This is a genomic window from Colwellia sp. BRX9-1 (assembly GCF_014077195.1).
GTDB lineage: Bacteria > Pseudomonadota > Gammaproteobacteria > Enterobacterales > Alteromonadaceae > Colwellia_A.
Genome location: NZ_JACGVM010000022.1, coordinates 28345 through 48376 on the forward strand (window position 1 = coordinate 28345; position 20032 = coordinate 48376).

Below are 20032 nucleotides of genomic sequence, written 5' to 3' on the forward strand. Positions count from 1 at the left end.
ACAAAGTTCACAATATTTTGATAAAATATTAAAACAATTTTGAATGATCTTATAAGATTAATACTACGTATTAATTTAGTTATTCTAATCATTGGATGTACCTATGAATTATCTTATTACCGGTGGAACTGGCCTCATTGGCCAAGCATTGATTAAATCTATAAATACGGACAAAAACACGATTACGGTGTTAACTCGAAATATTAAATCTGCGAGTTCAGTCATAAACAAAAAAGTCCGGTTTATTGATAAACTCTTACTTACCAACATAGAAAGCACTGATATTGTTATTAATTTAGCCGGCGAGCCTATTGCTGATAAGCGTTGGTCACAAGAGCAAAAAAATAGAATTTGTCAAAGCAGATGGGATATTACTGAAGAAATAGCACAGTTAATTTCTATCGCAGAAAAACCACCAAGTTTGCTTATTTCTGGCAGTGCAATTGGTATATATGGTCGACAAAACAGTCAAGCCATTGATGAAACCTTTAAAGATTTTCATCAAGAATTTACTCATGAAGTCTGTGCAAAGTGGGAAGAAAAAGCGTTACTTGCTTGTTCAGTAAATACTAGGGTTGCTCTATTACGTACCGGGATAGTATTAGATAAGAGTTCTGGTGCCTTAGCTAAAATGTTATTACCGTTCAAATTAGGTGTTGGCGGGAAGATCAGTAAGGGCGATCAAGTTATGTCTTGGGTGCACATTGACGATATGGTCTCTGCAATATTACATATAATTGATAATGACAACTTGTCAGGACCAGTAAACATGACATCTCCTAATGCGGTAACCAATGAAGTATTTTCAAAAGCTTTATCAAAATCACTTCATCGTCCTAGCCTTTTCACTACGCCAGCCCCACTACTTAAACTTATCTTTGGTGAAATGGCAGAGTTGTTGCTGTATGGACAAAATGTGGTACCACAAAAACTATTAAATAGCGGTTTCGTTTTTAAACATAATAAAATTGAAGCCGCTTTAACTGACCTACTACAATAACTTAATTAGACTGACAGCTTTGGTTTGTTGTTTCCTTATCAAAAAACAATGTTATTTCAGCAACCTGAACACCAAATTTAGACATAGCAGTTTTGTTAAAGACCTTATTTTCATCTAACTGATACATCCAATCATCCATAGCAACTTCCATTATGTCACCATCAAGGTTTAACGATAATGTATATTGAAACTGAAAAGCAAAACCTTGATGCTTGCCAATAGCCTCACCGACAACATCTTCTGCACCGCCGACATAACTTCCATCAGATAGTTTAGTCAATTGCCAATTACGGTAGCTTATTTCACCGTCATCAAAGTAAAACTTTTCTGCAAGTACACCCTGATCTTCTTGCCAACTTCCTTCAATTTCGACACAAAAACGTCTTTTAACTTCATTGGTATAATCTTGAACTATTCCCCAAGCAATAACCTTACCATCAAAGTAAGATTTTATATCAAATGGCTTAGCTACTGGTTTGTATTCCTCTAACTCTACCGAACAGCTAGAAATAAATAAGCTTGTGGTAATAAAAGCTAGAGTTCTTATATATTTATTCATCTTTGTTAATTCCTAATAATTCAAGCCTAAGCTTAGGTTCACTGGTATTTTTTGATAACCATATATCGAGAAAAAGTTGACTAAATTCTTGCTGTTCAATTTCACCAATAAGATCGTTATTAAAATAAAAAGTACTCTTATTATTACTGACATATAAAGACAAGCTATCGCCCTCTTTAATATCAGGCCATATTTTTTCAAGCATAGGTACATAGCTTTCAAAGTTTTCTCTTGGTACACCTAAATGCTGCCATTGCTCGACTGTACGTTCAATTAAGTCTTTACTTGAAATGTCAGTCAAATAGTTAATCTGGTATAACAATTTTTCATCCGTTAACTCAATAGGATATTTTCCAGAAGTTGTCAGTAATTTACTTTTGTACAGGTCCCAAAAAAGCACAGAAAAAGTTGTTTGACCAACAGGTATATAAACCTGCTCTGTAAGAATATTATTTAATGTGTCTGGCTTGATATCATCAGTTGCTAACACTTGAACGGTAATAAATTGTTGTAACATGGTGATAACGATCAATCGAGCATAAAATTTAAGCATTATTTACCTCTTGGGTAATAATTTTTGATTTCAAATAAAAAAACAAAATAAACAATGTCCCCCATACCAACGCTAAAAGGGTATAAGTTGTAAGCATAGAATAACCAAAATCAACCGCTGATAATTTATAACCAGCAATATAACTTAATGGTGATATTAATCCTCCTATCACTAATTGAAGGACCTTAGAAGAAGCTAAAAATTGTAAGCTATGACAAATGGTGGCGGCAAAACTAGCCCACAACATCATCAGCCAAAAAGGAATATGAGCTTTTTCAATAAAAATGAAAATATTGAGTTGCTGTAATAATGAATCAACACCAATACCAATGACGCTGACCAACAAGATTAACAACAATTCTTTATAATTCTTAGATTGAAAAAACAAGTGGGCAAGTAGAAGCATAAAGGCGAATGGAATAAAATTATTACCCCAATAAACCAAGCCAAACCATGAAACATTAAAACCAATTAAATTAATCAACATATATTTATCAAATCAACCTTTTTTTCTATATACGTATCAATAAGAGAATAAGATCTATCCACTTAGGTTTAGCACAACTTATATGGAATATTTGTTCTTGTATAAGCTAGCGGTACTAACATTGCTAAAATTAAACGGAAATACATTTTTGCTTTGATAGTATAAGTTTTATATCGCATAAGTAACATTGTAAAACCTATGATGATTACACTAGAGGTTATTAGCGTTGCAATGTTCTGTGCTAACAGTTTAGAGAGCGGCACCTACAAAAGCCAATAGGGTAAAAATGCCCGTTAGCAAAGTAAAAGTATCGCTATATACTTTATACCCAAAGATCATTCTGAGCGGTAAGCTCTCCTGGTGAATCTCCGGTATTAACGACACCACAAGGTTCTATAAGCATTATTTTACATTCATCTTTTGCATGAGGTTTATGTTCAACGCCTTTTGGCACAACATACATTTCACCCGCAAGAAGGTCCACTTTGCCATCCCTAAACTCAATACTCATAGCACCTTCTATAACAAGAAAAACTTCGTCGGTGTCTGGATGCGAGTGCCAAGTAAATTCATTTTGAATTTTAGCCAATTTAAATTGATAGTCATTCATTTGGGCAACCACTCTTGGTGACCATTGATCAGAAAAACGAGTGAACTTATTCAATAAATTTATCGGTGTTTTTAACATGAGATTCCTTAAAGGGAGAGTGATTTTTAATGTCCACTGAGCGATAGCGTAAAGCGCCCTTAATTGTCTAAAACGCTACACTGTAACTGTACCCGTTAAGTACTGCACCGCTTTACCTGAGATATAAACTTTATCTCCTTCTATGCGGCACATCAGTTTTCCTCCTCGCTTAGAAGCTTGGCAAGCGATGAGGTCGATTTTGTTTAACTTTTTAGACCCTGATATGGGAGTGTTAGTCTAAGTTTAGGTTTTCAACTTAACAATAACGCTACACTGTAATTGTACCCGTTAAGTATTGCACCGCTTTACCTGAAATATAAACTTTATCTCCTTCTATGCGGCACATCAGTTTTCCTCCTCGCTTAGAAGCTTGGTAAGCGATGAGGTCGGGGTTGTTTAACTTTTTAGACCCTGATATGGGAGTGTTAATCTAAGTTTTCCACTGAACAATAACACTACACTGTAATTGTACCCGTTAAGTACTGCACCGCTTTACCTGAGATATAAACTTTATCTCCTTCTATGCGGCACATCAGTTTTCCTCCTCGCTTAGAGGCTTGGTAAGCGATAAGGTCGGGTTTGTTTAACTTTTTAGACCCTGATATGGGAGTGTTAATCTAAGTTTTCCACTGAACAATAACGCTACACTGTAATTGTACCCGTTAAGTATTGCACCGCTTTACCTGAGATATAAACTTTATCTCCTTCTATGCGGCACATCAGTTTTCCTCCTCGCTTAGAGGCTTGGTAAGCGATAAGGTCGGTTTTGTTTAACTTTTTAGACCAATAAGGCATTAATCCAGTATGAATAGAACCCGTTACTGGGTCTTCATCACCACCATTTGCAGGCCAAAAGTAACGAGAGACAAAATCAAACTCTGTTGATGTCGATGTCGATGTCACAACTACATCATAAGGAGCAAGCTGCTTTAATTCGTCACTATTGGCTATAACAGCGAGCACATCACTTTCATTTTTGTAAATAACAAAATACGCTTGGTCATTTAATAAAACGTCGATGGGATTAATCGACAAACCATTTAATAGCGCCTCAGGAATATCATTTACGACAGCGGGCTCTTTATTAGGAAAACACATCTGTATAAGGCCATCGGGGGTTTTTGTAACTGACAGATCGCCCACGGCCTTTGCGAAAAAGTTAATTTCTTTAATTGTGTTATCTTTAGCAAAAATAACGAATGAAGCAGCTAGCGTGGCATGCCCACAGAAATCAATTTCGGTTATCGGTGAAAACCACCGTATTTCATACGTTTGATTATTAATTTGTTTAACAAAGGCAGTTTCTGAAAGGTTATTTTCGATAGCAATAGACTGCATAAGCTCTGTAGTCAGCCAGTCTGAGGTTATAATGACAGCCGCGGGGTTGCCTTTAAACGTCTCATCAGTGAATGCATCTATAACATTTATCTGTAGTTCCATTAAAAATAATACTCCAGTGTGATCAATTTTTCAGTGTTTTTTTATCAATAATTGAGGCTTATTGAATAAAGCGATGGTTGCTGTTCTCGTTGGGTTCTCTCTGTTCACAACGTGCGCAGTATAGTACTGCGCACTTAATTTTATATGCTAAAAATTTTAGCGTTATGCGTTTTTATTACACATCTAAAAACTAACCGTATTGATATCAACTTCTTTTACCTTACCGTATTTTTTTGCTTTTTCAACAATGATGTCAGCCTTACCTATAATGACTAGCTGTAAGTTTTCTCTTGGAAAAACAGTTTTAACAATCTCATTTGCTTTGATGACATTTAGCGCATCAACATTTTTTTGAAAATCGTTAATAAAAGTATTATCAAGCTGTTGAACCCACATAGTAGCTAGTAAACCAGCCAGTTGACGGCTTGTTTCATATTTTGGAGGGAATTGCCCTTTAACATAAGCTTTAGCAGATTCTAAGGTATCTTTATCAATACCCTGCTCCCATAACCTGTCATAGGTTTTTAGCGCTAAATCGATGGCTTCAAAGGTTGTTTCATTTTTAGTGAAAGTAGATATAACAAACGTACCCGCGGTTGAGTAGCTATTGAATTGACTTCTCGCGCCATATGTTAAACCCGAATTAACACGTAATGCGTCATTTAACCACGAGGTAAATCTACCACCCAATATAGTATTGATCACTTTTATGGCAACCATATCAGGATGATTAGACGCTATGCCTTTACCACCTATGATAAAAGTACTTTCGTTAGCATCACTTTTATTAACAACCAATACGTTTGATTCTTCAGGAGCTTTAAAGCTCTTTAAATTAGGGGCACTTATATTTTTAGTTTGCCAGTCTGAAAATAAATCATTAATCTTTTTTTCCATACTTTTGCTATTAAAGTCGCCAACAACTATAAGTGCGCTATTATTTGCTGAGTAGAATGCCTGGTAAAAAGTTTTTATTTGTTTAAGAGAAAGCTTTTCGATAGTTGAAATATTGCCATCAACAGGGTTTCCTAATAAATGTTGTTGAAAATATAGGTGGTTAAATGCACCGCCGATAATTCGCCCGGGTTGCTCCCTACTTTGTTTTAGGTTTTCAAGGTAACGTTTTTTCTCTTTAATAAATTCTTCATTTTCAAAGCTTGGCGCTAATAAAATATCTCTAAATACTGGCAACAATCCATCAATATCTTTACTGGCAATAGATAAGCTTAACGTAGATGACTCCATACCAACGTTGTTGCTAAAGTTAGCCCCATGAAAATCAAATAAATCTTCAATTTCTTTTTTTGATAATTTATTACTACCAAAACCAAGCGCAGTACCCGTAAAGTTCGCTAAGCCATAATTGTCACCGTCATTAACTGCGCCAGCTTTAGTCACCACTCTAATATCGACTAAAGGGACTTCATGTTGTTCCATCAAATAAACGGTTAAGCCATTTTTCAATGTCAGCTTTTGATAATCGGGTAAAGTAAATTCAGCGAATACTGGATGACTTAATGTCAGGATAAAGCTGCAAATAAATAAAATGGAATGTTTCATCTATAAATCTCCTTCGCTGCTGTCTTGTTCAGCAGCTAAAATGCCAACCGTGCGGTTCGACTTTATTAAATAGGTACTTGCGACACGCTTAATGTCTTCGACTGACACTTTGTTCATGTCTGAAATTGCCGTAAACATTTTCGAATAATCATCGAAAAATAACGCATATGTCCCTAACGTATTTGCTTTGCCATTGATTGTGGAAAGCGTGCGATAAAAATCTACCTGAGCAATATTTTTGGTTTTGGTGAGCTCATGCTCAGTAACGCTATTAACAATAATATTATTAATTTCTGCCACCATCGCTTGCTCAAGCACACTCGCTTTTACCGTACTGGTAGCGGTAGCGAAAACATAGAATAGATTGGGATCAAATGAATCCGGCATATAAGTAAAAACGCTTGTTGCTATTTGTTTATCATCAACCAGACTTCTAGACAAACGAGAACTTTGGCCATCACCCAAAATAGAGGCAAGCATTTTCAATGGATAATAATCTGCATGGCGAGTTTCTGGTACGTGAAAAGCAAATAATACATTGGCAGAGGTTGAAGATTCCTTTTGCACGTATGTTCGACGCTCACCGAGTTGCTTAGGCTCAACGGTATGTACTTTTCTTGGGCTTGATTGTGCGCTGATCGGTGCAAAATGTTTATTTGCGAGTTTTTTTACTTGCGCTAAGGTGACATCACCACTAATAACCACAACAGCATTGTTCGGTGCATAATACGTTTTATGGTAGGCCTTGAGATCTTCAATCGACCAATTATCTATGTCTGACTGATGACCGATAACCCCCCAACTGTATGGATGTGCTCGAAAAGCGACGCCTTTTACTTCTTCATGCAGTTTACTGAAATTTGAATTTTCTAACCGAGTTGACCGTTCAGAGGTCACTACGCCACGTTCACTTTCTACCATAGCTTCATCAATAGCGAGGTTTTCAATACGATCGGCTTCTAAACTGAAAATTGTTTCTATTGCACTAACCGGGAACCAATTAGTATAAGCGGTAATGTTTTCCGAAGTGTAAGCGTTATTAGCTCCGCCGGCAGCTTCCATTACACGGTCAAACTGTTTAGGGCCGTATTTTTTTGCACCATTAAACATCATGTGTTCAAAAAAATGTGAAAGCCCCGTTATGCCAGGATATTCATTTCTAGAGCCTACTTTCCAGAATAAATACATGTTGGCATTAGGGATAGAATGGTCTTCTAATACGATGATGGTCATACCGTTGTCTAAGGTAAAAGACTTAACATCTTCAAGCGTAGTTAAGGCACTTGCAGACAAGCTTACCAAAGCACAACAAAGTGCTAGGATTAATTTTTTCATGTTATTTTCACTATAAACTTTAATTGTCGTTGATTGTATTGAGAAAAAATAAATGTGCAAGCAACAAAGACGCGTCAAACGAAATTTGTTAATAAAATGTTGATTTTTACATTGATGATGACAGATTGATGTCATTTACTGATAAAATTAAGCATCAAAAAGATAACTGATATAGCGATTAATTTTAATGAAAAATTCCCTTAAGAAAGTAAAAAACCGCTAATCTTTCAATGAGCGGTTTTTCTAGTTTGACGAGTTAATGTAGGTACGGATTTAATTGCGCTGTATTTTACTGTAAGCAACACTTTTTATATTTTTTGCCACTACCACAAGGACATGGATCGTTGCGTCCAGCCATAGCTAATGAACTCACCGGTACGCTGTTCTCTAAAATTGTTTTTTCGTCATAAAGGATATTAGCTAATAAACCACCTTCAGCCATTAACGACTCAAATATATCATGGTCTTCACTTGGAAGTGTATCGATTAGCTCATCTTCAGAGTCATCATCAATCCATGCCTTTAACGTATCAACGACACTAAACTCTGCCTGAATAATACCAGACTCTATAAGCTTAGGTGCATCTCCCCTGTGCCAGGCCTTTACCTCAGATTTTTTAAAGCGGTCTTCATCAAATAAGTCTTTATCACATAATTCTACAAACTGATGTTTGAAATTATCAAGTTGATATTCAATACAAGAATCGGCTAATGCACTCATTAAAAAACTACTGATTGGATTAGGTAAAGCCAAAAAGGCTGCTAGCCAGCGAGTTACATGTTCACTTAATTCGGTCTTATCAATGACACCCACTTCGTATTGAGCAAACACCGCTTCAATAGCAGAAGCTTTGCAGTACATCGCTTGATGACCATCAACAATGTAATCAGACAATACTTGTGTATTACCATCTGCCACATTATAAAATAAGGTTGGCGTTAATTCAGTAAGAGCATCTCCAAAAACCCCTTCAAGGGGAGTTAAAAAGGAATCACTGCGCGAGAATAACTGCAGACATTTTGACAACGCGGGAACATATTTTAATTCTGCTAGTAATAAGGTGCCGAAAAATAAAATCGCCTGTTGCTCATCGGTAAGCGAAGTATCATCGGTAATAAATTGATCGATGAGTCGCTCTAAATCAGGATAAAACACTGACCAATTCATTTTAACTGCTTCTAGCGCTTCAACAGGTAGTTCGTTGCCATGTGCAGTAGCGATTACCAATAAAGCTTGTTCTAAATTCATGTAAGTTCCGCGTTAAATAATCAATAATGGGTGGCAAATGCCAAATGTTACATAATAAACACTTCCTATTGCCGTTACCAATGAAAGCACTAGATCTAATCAAATTTTCATTTAATATTTCAAATAGATCTAGTTTTGTTGCAACGAGCTATTATTTTTCGTCTAGTTGCTTACTGAGTTCACTTCGCCAATAGCCTTGTTGACCAAGCGCTTTCCAAGCCCATTTTATCCAACTTAAAAAAGCAAAACTCAGCCAAATAACCCAAACCAACATAATACCTTTATAAAAAATGGTTGAGATACTCACCACAGATACTTGGGGTAACAAACCACTCGATTTATCTGAAAACCATTGCAGGTGGTTACCGTATGAATAATTACCTTCAATACCCATACTAGGCGAACTCAACAGGCTGGCCGGAACCACAAGTAAAAGCGACACGATGGCGACAATTGATAACAGATATAATAAAACCTGCGATGCATTATATGAAAGTCGATTAATATTTTTTGGTCGATAAGTACTAGCAGTGATAGCAGCAAACCACAGCGCCATTAGCATTAACACTCCCCAATTACTTAAACTTAAGCCAAAGCCTAAGATTATCCAGCTCACGGTATTTAAGGGTGAAAAATTCACTCTTGAGACGAGTAAAGCTAATAAAATAAAAGCTAACAACTCCCCCCAATAAAGTACCGCTGGCCCCAGTAGAGGACCTTTAGCAGAAAGTATCCAGCGCTGACTACTCAAATTAATAATACTAGTAATATTACTTATTGGCGCATTTAAGTTTATTTTTGGCGCAGAGAACAACAATTCTTCTTCAACACTGGCACGCATCAGTATCTGGACATTATGTTTACCAGGCAGTACTGGAATTGCCAGTTTATCGTCTTCTAATTGAAGGTTAATCAGTTTGTTATCCGTTCTAATTTCTTTTAACTGATAACTTAGTGGCAATTCAATAATATGCTCGCCACCACGTGTACTTCGATAATCAAAAGATAAACTTAAGGTTGAAGTACGGGTGCCTTGCTCAATAGTGTAATTCACTGAATCTATGGCTAACACGTCACCTTTTACTGGAACAGGTCGGGTAATGGTGAGATCTAGGCTTTCTCCGGGATATGGATAGAAAGAGTAACGATAATAATCATTATTGTCTTGGTCTTCTAGAATTATTGGTAATCCAGAAAGATTTGCATGCCACGCAGGACTAACAATCACTCGCCATAGCTCAATTAATGGCTGTTCAGGCTTAGCGTGCAAACGAAGGTCTTGTTGTTGAGCAACGATAGAAGTCCAGGTAAAAAAGTTAACTCCAGCGGGTAAAGTAACTGCCACTTGATTATCTTCAACAATAACCTCTGCGCTGGTAATATTTTCACCTGCTATTAAAGGAACCTTAATATTTATTGAACCGCTATTCGGCGCTATTCGTTCAACCTTAGTGCGTATCGTCCATAATTGGTCAACAGTCAGTTCTCTGGTCACTTTAACAAAGGGCTGTGTACTATAACGAGTTGAAATTTGCTGATTTTCATTTTCCTTTTTATCGGTATCGGTAGCTAAAAAGGCCAAGGTATTGCCAGTTAACCGGTCAGCTTGACGACCAACAATTTGCCAAGCGGCTGAAGAGGATGTATTAACATGCTTAGGCTTATCTTTAAATTCAAGTTGGAATTCATCAACGGGAGCAACCTGCCCCCGCAAGGTGATGGTAGATAATCCTTGGGCAATAGGAATATATATCCAACCTTTATAGTTAACTAAGCTTTCAATTTTATTTTCAACTGAAGTCTCACCTAGTAATAATTTTTCTGGTCGCCAAAATTCAGACTTGGGTAAAGCTAACGCAGTAGCTGTATTAGCATGAACAGATAACACCAAGGTTAATTCTTTCTCACCAATGCTAACGTGTAATCTATTGATAGCAACACAATCAGGCACGCAAGATGGCGCTTCTGTCAGCCTTACCTTAAGCTCATCTAAGAGTTTTTGACTGGGGAAGTCGGCGGCTTCAACATTAGGTATATAACTCGGCATTAAGAACAATAATACCAACACACTCGCGACTGCCTGAGGTTTAATTTTAGTGTATGCCTCGCTAATGACTTCTTTTAATATTAAAAACAGCCAAATCAAAGTCAACAATATACCCAGTATCTTAATGAACCTATAGATGGTTTTTGATAAAACAATCACCTCGAACGTTTGATCTTTAGCAACAGGACTATTCCAATTAATTTGATAGCTATTCCACTGCCAACTTGGAATACCAGAGCCAGCTTGCATTAACGCATCAGCTTGATAACGCTCCATCATTAATTCAGCCATTTTCACTTGACTACCTGACACTATGATTCTTTCAACAGGTGCACTCATTAGATCTGCTGAGGAGATAACATCACTGCGTTTTCTGCTCATCTGTGCTTCTTTGTTTTTTACAACTACTCGTTCTCTATAACTGTCTGCACTTGATTCGCGTGACTCCAGCTGAGGGTGTATCACGGTTCGTAATTGGGTTGCAGAAAATAATAATATCGCGCCAATAGCAACCGTTATACTGATCCCCCAATAAGCCTTAACTAGGACTTTCATGCGTTCAAAGGGTTGATGCTTTTTAATAACGATTGCTAAAAGTAAATTAAGAATGGCGATCACAGGCGCGTTTATTTCTTGATATATAAAAAGCAGCATTACCGCAGTGGCAATACCTGCGGTGACATTAATCAATCGACTCGCCATTAAAGAAGATAATAAAACAATAAAACTTGCCCAAATTGACCAACTTGACCACCAACTGTTTGACACGGTATCGGCTCCAAATACGGCAAACAATTTATTGCCTGGAGGCAGATTTAGCTTCAATGATACCCGCTCAAAATCGTTGTTCCAACCGCTAACAGGTAGTTGTTTGGCTGAGTTGATAATACCTCTTGCTTCAATTTTTACCTGTGGATAACGGTTTTCGATGCCCCTTTCATTGGGCTCTTTGGTGGTAATTAATACTGAGCCATCTTGGTCTTCTGCAGACTCTAATAAATAAGGAGATTTCATACTTAAACGCCAATCATTGATCATTGCGCCATTAATATCATCATTAAAGGTGTAAGTTGAATGATCAAATGAAAGCCATAAGGTGCGTTTCAAGTTAAGTTGATTTTCTAAATGTAAGGGCTTTCCTCTATGTTGAATATCATAACGCAGTGAATCGTCGTTATTAACTAAATAACTCGGTAGCTCATACCAAGCATTGGGCATATTTGCTTGACTACTATCAACCATTTTTGCACCTTCAACTTTACCCAGTCGCAAGTTTTCATGCCCTTCAAAAACCCAAATTTCTTCTTTTGGCCAATGATGAGATTGTTCAGGTTTTTGCCACGTTAATAAAGTAGCGGGTGCATAAGCTAGCACCTTTATTTCCCAACTGCCGGGTTTCAATTTAGCGTGCAAGATACCGTCACCATCTAAAAATGAGGAAACAGGTGATTCAATGCCAATCAGTTCAAACCCTTCAGGCAGTACCTTGCCGAGTTTTACTTCTCTCATTTGACCTGACACATTGATACTAATGAAGGTTTCAAGCTTTATATAAGCGCCGTCTGCAATTCGTCTTGCAACCGTTATATCAAGAGAGTCTTGTTTCTCTTGGCTCGTTTCAAACTTTTGTAACCATAGCTCATTATTTTCTATTTTAGGAAAGGCGATGAGTTGGTTATTAATTGTCATTTTAACGAATGCGTATTGTTCAGGGATAGCGATACTTTGCGGTATTTTTGACCATTCAAATTGGCCTGCTATAACATAAGTGCCTTTGACTAATTCAATAGATGGCTTACCTTTATAACTAAATACAGGAAAGTCTTTGTTATTAACCTTCACAGCAAGTGGCCAGTTATTATCATTTCCGGGTAAAGGGATGATACTTTTCGTTAATACCTGCCATGATTGTTTAAACGTTGCTGAACTGTCTGTTACATTTATTACCAGCGTACTTGGCCAAGCACAAATATGATTCTGCTTTTCAGCAAAGTTAGTATTATTGATGAAAGGACAAGATAGATTTTCGTGGCCTTTCATTACCCAAGACACCCATGGTGTTAAAGGCTCCGGGATAGTGTCTTTTGCAAAAAGTGAGCACGACATTAATAATAGTAGGCAAGAAAAAACACTGTAGGTCAATTTTGTATTTTTCACTTATATCTCCTTGTGACGTTTTTCTTTTATTTTGCCCTTAAGCTTATCGATAAAGCAACTTACTTAGCTATTTTAATTTACACTTAGCATGAGACTGATACTTACGAGCTCAGCGTAATTATTGAAGTCGATTTTTTTTGCTAAAATATTAATGGACAAAAATCTAGTGTTTATTGCCTGGCCTTACGATTTATAAGCTCAGCTACAAACTATCTATAATTTTTTGATTAGTTACTTTTTCTGCCAACAAATCATCTTCTTCGCTGATAAAACCAAAAATCTTTGTCAATCTATCACCAAGGAAAGCGTCTTCATATTTACCCAAGCAATAAGCCTTATATTTCTGACCTTTTTCAAGTGTGATATCAATATTATGAAAGTTATAAAGTCCCCTTGATTCACATCGAATAACAAATTGATACTCACCTTCTTTTAGATAAACTACTGCGGGAACTGTATCCCAAACATTAACAGAAATAACTTTGGCGCCATTGGTATCAAATGCTGAAGTAATATCAGTGACTAGTTCATAATCGCCAACCCATAAACCTACGTCATCTACAGAGACACTAGACAGGGTTTGACTAGAGATATTATTTGGGTTGTAAGTATCTATTGTTGAAGCGCAAGCGCTTAATAATAATACCGAGAATATAATAACTAAAAATTTCATTATTAAACCTTATAAGGTGAACTGGGTTACCCGTTGTTGTTAACTTATGAAAAAACGTGAAACCTAAGATTGTAAAGCAATTAATTTTAGCAAATCCGCGACTTTAAGGCCGAAAAATGACATTGCTAAAATGTGCTATTGCTTATCTTGTTTGTATTTATACATACGTTTATCGGCTAGTGATAAACATTCAGATTGATTTAGGGTTTCAAAACTCGTTGCAATACCAAAACTTAGCCCCGCATCTTTCCACCCTTTTTCTTGTAACTCTTTTGCCGTTTCTATTAGTAGATCAGACAATTTCAGCAAAAGTGGCTTAACCTGTTGTGAGCTTTTAATACTAACAACCCAAATAAACTCATCACCACCACAGCGAAAAATGCTACCAAGGCCTTGAAGTTTTTTTTGCATGATATCAGCTGTTGCAATCAGCACTTTATCACCTTCGTCATGGCCGAGTTTGTCATTGATTTTTTTAAAACCATCTAGATCAATAAAAGTAATACAGTAATGCCCTTTTAAGCTGGCTAATTTTTCATTTTGAGCAAAGCGGTTACCAATTTGAGTTAATGGATCAATACGTGAAATAGCATAAGTGCGATGAAATTCTTTCTGTTGTATTTGCAACCATTCAGCTAAAGAAAGAAGAATACAAATACAATCGATGGTTAGCGCTATTTGCACAATCAGTTCAAGAGAAATATCCCAGTCAATCTTATAAAGGTGAGATAAGACATAACCCATTAACGTCAGTCCATATAAAAGATTGCCAATTAGATAATACTTAGCCCTAAAATCTTTTTGCGCGAGCATAAATATCCCAGTACCAATACAGAGTGGGATCCACAGCGTTGCGATAACATGTGATATTAAGTAGCTCTGCGCAAAAGAACTAAAAGGCATGAACAAACCTAAACTTAAGCAAACTATCGACAGTAAGTTAAATGTTTTAGCTAATTTAGGATGATCTTGTTGGCAATTAAATAATAACTTTGTGAATTGACAGGCTGAAGCAATAGCAAAAGGGAATATCCATATAGCGATGTAAACGGGGTTAAATGTTGACACCGCAAATAAATGACCAAAACTTCCTGAGGCTAAAAACCAACCTAAGCCTTGTATGCCTATATAACCAGTACAGGCCAACGTAACCAAATACTTGGTTCTGAGGTATATAAAGAAAGCGATTAAGGCTAACGTAAGCATTACTGCAAATGAAATAGAGGTGATGCTATTGACAAAAAATTGCTTGTTGTAAAATGCTGCCTTATTATAAAATTTTACTGTAACAGGTGTTGCAAACATTTTAGCTTCAATATAAATCCACAGCGTGCCCGTTTCCTGTTGATTTAATGAAAGGGAAAATGCTTGCGAGTGAGCTAATTTCGGGTTCGTACCACCAATCTGCCCAAAGTTTGCTAACGTTATAACTTCACCGCTGTCGCGCTGCCAATAAGCGGTACCTAAATCGAGATAATTAGTATGAAGCTTAACAAACCAAGTATCTTCATGCCCTTTTGTATTAATTAACTTAATCTTAGTAATATAAGCGCCGCGACCTCCTAATGTCGAAGTGACTTGTTTAGCATCTTGATATAATTGACTTAACTCCGCAAAAGTAGGATTTATCCCTATCGATTGAGTTTGGTACCAGAGATTATGTTCATTTAGTTTGATTTTATTGAGATTATCTAATTTTACATAAGGTTGTGCACTTATTGAAATGGCGGTGAGTGAAAAAATTAGAAGAGCAAAACATGCGGTATATTTTGTAATAACGTATTTAAGGATGCGAATATAATTTTGATAGCGATATATAAAATTTAGAATATTCTTATAACCTGTTAAAACTCCATGCTTCATATTATGTTAAAAATATTATGGTATAACAAGAATAATTGGTTAAATAACAGCTAATATTAAATACAAAAGGTTCTATTTACACGATGAACCCAAAAAAGTTAACGTGCCTTTTGTGTACGATGACAACGCACAAGTACATGAGTCATTCTGCATTGCTCCAGCTTTTCTTTATCAATAAACAACACCACGAGATAATGATTACTCGTTAGCGCATAAATACAAACTAAGTGCCGTTTCGAATGAACTTTGCTATTTTACAATCTTCTGGAACTCGTTCTACACGACTATCTAGATTTTCAGCCTCAGCGACAAGCTCTGAACGAAACGGAAGCTCCTTAGGCAGTTTAATGTTTTTTACAATACCTAAGTTGTGTAATATATTTAAAACCCACCATCCAAGGTCAGGTTCATCACTGTACAAACCTAGCATTGCAGACCCAGGATAAGCATGATGATTGTTGTGCCACGCTTCGCCCATAGAAAGAAAACCTGCAATTCTAACATTGTGACCTTGAACTGCTGCGCCTTCTACTTTCCATGTGCGTTCACCTTTATTGTGAGCAAAATAACCTATTAACCAATGACCACCTACAGATATTACAATCCTTACAGATATTCCCCAAACTAACCAAGAAATACCACCAATGAGAAACAGAGGGATAGCTAAAATTAATTGTTGGAATATCCATGTTTTTTCAACAAATAGATAAAACCTATTGAGAGAAACTTCTTTTTCTATGATGAACTCAGGTGGATTATTAAGTTCAAGATCGCAATTTAATTGCCACCAACCATCTTTTAATATTTTGGAGCCATGCAATAAATAATCGTGGCACTGTGGTTGTCTTTGAGCCCAATCGCGGAGGTCGTGTTGAATAATCATTCCTATAGGACCTGACATACCAACTAGCACCCCTAAGTATACGAACAAATATTCCATCCATTTAGGACACTCGTAAGAACGATGGATTAATAAACGGTGCATTCCAAGTGAGTGTCCAAAACACAATGTTATTATTGTGAGTACGACGAATACTGAGAAGGCTGATATTGACAGGACAAATGGAGCAACAAAAACTGTTGCGGCAACATGAGTTAAGAACCAAATTGATTTAATTGGTTTCCACTTTACCATTCCCTTGAACGCAGATGTGTCATTGTCCGATTTAACTCTATTAGTATTGAGCATGAATATCCTGAGGCAGCTAACGCTTTGTTAAGCGGCAAACAATAGTTGGCTGAATGTGTGAGGCAAGAACAACAGCCAGCTATTATTTGTTGGTTTTAAAGCCTTGTTAGCCGTTTTTACAGCAAATTAATTTATTAATAAAATCCTGATATACTTTTATTGCCTTATCTTTTTTCATTGTTTCTGCATGCTCTGTATCCGGAATGATCGCTAATACTTTAACCGAGCTTGGAGATATGTCATAAAGCTCTTTCGAGTTATGCACTGGCGTAGTTGAATCGTCTTCACCAATTAAGAAAAGCAATGGTTTCTCATATTCTTTAATAAAATCAACATTATTTATTTTTGTCAATTCAGGTGATAAATATATTGAATAAAATGGTTTTGACCAAGCAGGAGTTAGATTATCGACTAACTCTGGCACTGTATTGATAGCACCATCTAGAATTAATGCGTCTATATCTTTATTATTTGCAACATAACTTGCGATTAAAGACCCCATCGATAATCCATGGATGGCTGTAGGTAAGTTAGTTGGAAATTCACCCTTAGAAAAGTCAAAGATTCTTAATGCATCTGTTCGTAAATTATTAAGAGACAATATATCTTTTTTATCACTTACTCCCATGCCTCGATAGTCAAACCAAATAACGTTCGCAGGTAACATAGAAAATTTATTCAATATTCTCGATGAAAGGCTAATTTTCATGCCATTCGCACTGAAAAAGACAATATTAACTAAAGCATCTTTGTTTATTAACTTAACGCCTCTAAGTGTAATACCATCCTCAGCGGTTAAGCTAACCGCTGAGACAACAGCCGATATATTAGATTCAGTCAGTTCAGCTTGAATTTTTGTAATGTTGAGTTGCTTTTCAGGATGCTCATCTTGGTATACAAATGATTCAGTTGTATAGTTTGCAGAACATCCAGAAAGTAATAATAAAAATAATATTGTGATTTTTTTCATATCTAGTAACACTCCTTGTTGATTTAACGACTAATAGCTTATTAAACAGGCAAAGACCTATTTTTATCAAGGCAATTATCCGTCTGTCTTTTTTTTAAAATAAAAGTTACCTTTATATTAAAATTATATCAAACATTGATTAACATTAATTAACGAACTTTTGATAAACGTGTGCTGTTATCACGCTTGCTCTGTTGAAAACATACCAAAAATTAATCACCAAACTAGATTCTGTTGCTATACCCAAATGTGCATTAGAAAGCATGGGTAAACGTTAGAGATCAATACTTACACTTAACTCTGACTCATTTTTAAGTACATTCCTACATTTGGGAAATGAACTACATCCCCAAAACTCATTATCTACATTATTACCTTTATTGGCTTTATTGGCTTTACGTAAGACCATATCAGCACCACATTTTGAACAATACTTAATATCAGATTTCTCTTCTACAATACCTCGAACGTGCTTAATGTGTTGGCGATTTGTTTTAAAACTTCGTTCAAATCGTCCACTTTCAATTTGCTCGATAATGGTAGTCACTTCATCAACATTGAAAATAATATCAGTTTTACTTTTGATATATTCAATACCACCACGAGCAAACCTTACATTCTCTGGCATTTTAGTTTTAAAGGTACTATCACCAATAAAGATAATGACTGAGAATATATAATCATTTTTTGCGTTACTCCCTACTAAGAGAAGATCTTCTAACGTCTTTATGTGTTTATAGTTTTGATGAAGTGGGTTCTGAAATTTTGATTTGTGTTTAAAGATTTGTTGAGTCCATTGCTTTTGATTAGCACCACCAAAAATCCAACCTTTCATATTCTTAGTTTCAACCACGAATATGCCATATTTTGAAACTATGATGTGGTCAATCTGGGTAGTGCCATCCTCAGTAGGAAGTGTCACGTTTTTAATAAGGTGATAATCATTTTTGTCTAAGAAAAACTTAATGAGCAAGTTAACTTGCCACTCACCCAATACACCTTTAAACCATGCAGACTTTATGACGATAGCAAATATGAAGATCGGTATTAGATACCAAGCGGCACTGATCATCATGTTGAGGTAAATTGTTAAATCCATTTAATACTTACTTCCATATTGGTAGCTACTAGCTAATTTTGTCCTTTATTAGCCAGTTAATTTTATAATAAAAATCAGCAGTAACTATCTAAACACACTTATTATTAAATACACAATAATATCATAAACTTATAATAAATTAATATCTAACATTCCTAGATATACACTAACGGACTGTTCCAAGATATCTACCAACTCTTCATCCATATACTGATATTCATCAGGGATATCTAACACTTGAATATCTTTATATTTAACTAATTTGATGAACTCAGCTTTAAGTCTACTTTTATGCTTTTCTTCCATCACAAAGATAATGTCAGCCCATAGAATATCTTTTGCATTTACCGTTTTTCTTGCACTTGAACTAGTACCTGCTGATCTCACATTTAGTTCAGCGTGATTTTTAAATATTTGTTCTCCTGTGGGACTACGCCACTGATTTTTACTACAGATGAAGAGAATATTTTTCATTCGTTTAGTTCCTTACACGGAATATCAAAGTCCACATGGTAATGTTCATCATGTCTAACCCATGAACGTTTTTTGGAAAACTGGATATGCTTTTTAAGATAAGGGCCATAAGGTGTTTTGAAAAGCTCAGATTGTAATTTAGGATCAAATATTACTCGCCATAAATCTACACCTTGAGCTACAGCCTCTTTGTGCAAGGCAACAATATGAGCAGCCAAAGCAACATAGTCGATAGAATATTCTTCATATTGCCCTTTACTATCAAATTCAATGTCGTAGCCAAACTTGTTTAAAGGGTGAGTTGGCAGATGCACTGATTGACCCGATTCATCTAATACGGGTGTCATAAAGTCTACCGATAAACCATTACGATGAGTTTTATGGGGTTTGAACTGTCCACCTTCTTCGAATCCAGTTTCAGCATACTTAAAAACTTTGTCTGGTTGTTCTGTTTCTAAAGATTTATAGCCGTTTACTATGATGCTTTCTACTTGGGAATGGACGTAAGCTCTCCCTGCTAACCTTGCAACAATGCTGTAAGCGACAAAATTATTACCAGAGCTTGGTAGCTCTACCCCTTTTTCCAAACGTCCTTTTGAGGTTGTACCGTAGCATGTACTTTCTTCTGCTAAAACAGCGTTAGAATACAAACAAGTAATTAAGATACTAAACGTTAATATTTTCATTTT

The 20032-nt window shown here is 36.1% G+C and carries 17 protein-coding genes; 1 reads left to right on the forward strand and 16 read right to left on the reverse strand.

Going from position 1 to position 20032, the window contains the following annotated elements; all coding sequences use genetic code 11:
• Positions 1-103: 103 nt before the first annotated feature.
• Complete coding sequence (locus H4J76_RS16650; protein ID WP_182230993.1) at positions 104-1000, forward strand: TIGR01777 family oxidoreductase; 897 nt, start codon at positions 104-106, stop codon at positions 998-1000.
• Between the two features lies 1 nt (position 1001).
• Here H4J76_RS16650 and H4J76_RS16655 read toward each other — a convergent pair whose 3' ends face one another.
• The 16 genes from H4J76_RS16655 to H4J76_RS16730 all read right to left on the reverse strand — a co-directional run bounded on the left by H4J76_RS16655 (position 1002) and on the right by H4J76_RS16730 (position 20029).
• Complete coding sequence (locus tag H4J76_RS16655; protein WP_182217290.1) at positions 1002-1559, reverse strand: DUF3833 domain-containing protein; 558 nt, start codon at positions 1557-1559, stop codon at positions 1002-1004.
• Complete coding sequence (locus H4J76_RS16660) at positions 1552-2112, reverse strand: chalcone isomerase family protein (RefSeq protein WP_182217291.1); 561 nt, start codon at positions 2110-2112, stop codon at positions 1552-1554. The genes H4J76_RS16655 and H4J76_RS16660 overlap by 8 nt, the downstream gene beginning before the upstream one ends.
• On the reverse strand, positions 2105-2599 hold the full coding sequence (locus tag H4J76_RS16665; protein WP_182230994.1) for a DUF2878 domain-containing protein: 495 nt from the start codon (positions 2597-2599) through the stop codon (positions 2105-2107). The genes H4J76_RS16660 and H4J76_RS16665 overlap by 8 nt, the downstream gene beginning before the upstream one ends.
• 322 nt (positions 2600-2921) lie before the next feature.
• The gene (locus H4J76_RS16670; protein ID WP_182222661.1) at positions 2922-3287 is read right to left on the reverse strand and encodes a cupin domain-containing protein; all 366 of its coding nucleotides are present in this window, start codon (positions 3285-3287) and stop codon (positions 2922-2924) included.
• Positions 3288-3929: 642 nt separating this feature from the next.
• Entirely contained in the window at positions 3930-4727 is a 798-nt protein-coding gene (locus H4J76_RS16675) for a PhzF family phenazine biosynthesis protein (protein WP_182230995.1), read from the reverse strand.
• A 183-nt stretch (positions 4728-4910) separates the two neighbouring features.
• The gene (locus tag H4J76_RS16680; protein WP_182230996.1) at positions 4911-6287 is read right to left on the reverse strand and encodes a pitrilysin family protein; all 1377 of its coding nucleotides are present in this window, start codon (positions 6285-6287) and stop codon (positions 4911-4913) included.
• Positions 6288-7622 (reverse strand): pitrilysin family protein, encoded by a 1335-nt coding sequence (locus H4J76_RS16685; protein WP_182217298.1) that lies wholly within the window; start codon positions 7620-7622, stop codon positions 6288-6290.
• Positions 7623-7911: 289 nt separating this feature from the next.
• Positions 7912-8871, reverse strand: a complete 960-nt coding sequence (locus H4J76_RS16690) for a DUF1186 domain-containing protein (RefSeq protein WP_182217300.1) — start codon at positions 8869-8871, stop codon at positions 7912-7914.
• Positions 8872-9022: 151 nt separating this feature from the next.
• Positions 9023-13075: a hypothetical protein gene (locus tag H4J76_RS16695; protein ID WP_310733549.1), complete on the reverse strand. Its 4053-nt coding sequence runs from the start codon at positions 13073-13075 to the stop codon at positions 9023-9025.
• A gap of 202 nt (positions 13076-13277) precedes the next feature.
• Positions 13278-13748: a hypothetical protein gene (locus tag H4J76_RS16700; protein WP_182217302.1), complete on the reverse strand. Its 471-nt coding sequence runs from the start codon at positions 13746-13748 to the stop codon at positions 13278-13280.
• 135 nt (positions 13749-13883) lie between these two features.
• Positions 13884-15611 (reverse strand): diguanylate cyclase, encoded by a 1728-nt coding sequence (locus H4J76_RS16705; RefSeq protein WP_182230997.1) that lies wholly within the window; start codon positions 15609-15611, stop codon positions 13884-13886.
• 223 nt (positions 15612-15834) lie between these two features.
• Positions 15835-16800, reverse strand: coding sequence for an acyl-CoA desaturase (locus H4J76_RS16710; RefSeq protein WP_182217305.1), 966 nt, complete (start codon positions 16798-16800; stop codon positions 15835-15837).
• A gap of 106 nt (positions 16801-16906) precedes the next feature.
• A complete protein-coding gene (locus H4J76_RS16715) occupies positions 16907-17770 on the reverse strand; it encodes an alpha/beta hydrolase (RefSeq protein WP_182217307.1) in 864 nt (287 codons plus the stop codon).
• Between the two features lie 274 nt (positions 17771-18044).
• Positions 18045-18869: a nuclease-related domain-containing protein gene (locus H4J76_RS16720; protein ID WP_182230998.1), complete on the reverse strand. Its 825-nt coding sequence runs from the start codon at positions 18867-18869 to the stop codon at positions 18045-18047.
• A gap of 129 nt (positions 18870-18998) precedes the next feature.
• Complete coding sequence (locus H4J76_RS16725) at positions 18999-19343, reverse strand: low molecular weight protein tyrosine phosphatase family protein (protein ID WP_182217774.1); 345 nt, start codon at positions 19341-19343, stop codon at positions 18999-19001.
• Positions 19340-20029, reverse strand: coding sequence for a penicillin-insensitive murein endopeptidase (locus H4J76_RS16730; RefSeq protein WP_182217772.1), 690 nt, complete (start codon positions 20027-20029; stop codon positions 19340-19342). The genes H4J76_RS16725 and H4J76_RS16730 overlap by 4 nt, the downstream gene beginning before the upstream one ends.
• Between the last annotated feature and the right edge of the window lie 3 nt (positions 20030-20032).